The 416-nt window shown below is 52.4% G+C and carries 1 protein-coding gene and 1 pseudogene; both read left to right on the forward strand.

Annotated features, from left to right (window positions below; translation table 11 throughout):
- Nucleotides 1-222, forward strand: a 222-nt coding sequence (locus DXC04_RS14210) for a relaxasome subunit MobC (RefSeq protein ID WP_117559549.1), incomplete at its 5' end; no start/stop codon positions are given.
- Nucleotides 222-416, forward strand: a pseudogene (locus DXC04_RS15775) (hypothetical protein); the annotation flags it as partial. The gene DXC04_RS14210 and the pseudogene DXC04_RS15775, both read left to right, overlap by 1 nt.

The following is a 416-nucleotide window of genomic DNA, read 5'->3' on the forward strand; positions in this document are numbered from 1 at the left end:
CAGAAACGGGAACTGAAGAAACGTCAGAAAGATGTGGAAACTAAAAAGCGGACACACAGGCTCTGCCAGATTGGTGGTGCGGTGGAATCGGTGCTGGGTTCTGCGATTGAGGAAGATGATATCCCAAAGCTGATCGGCTTCTTAAAAAGGCAGGAAGCAAATGGGAAATTCTTCTCAAAGGCAATGCAGAAAGAGCCAGTTGCAAATACGGAGGAAGTGTAATGCCGGAGGGAGTGGAGTTTCCATTCCCTTCATTGCTTTTTTATGAAGGGCGCACTTATGGACAACCAGAGGTCGTCCGTATAAGTTTGCCACAGGTGGCAACCGGTCTGCGCTTACGCTTGCCGGGCTCGTTCCGTCGGCGGGGCTTTCAGCCAGACCTGCTCATGCCGCAGGAGGCACTCTTCGCCAGAGGG

Origin of the sequence: Dorea sp. OM07-5, assembly GCF_003481355.1 — a bacterium.
GTDB classification, from domain to species: domain Bacteria; phylum Bacillota; class Clostridia; order Lachnospirales; family Lachnospiraceae; genus Dorea_D; species Dorea_D hominis.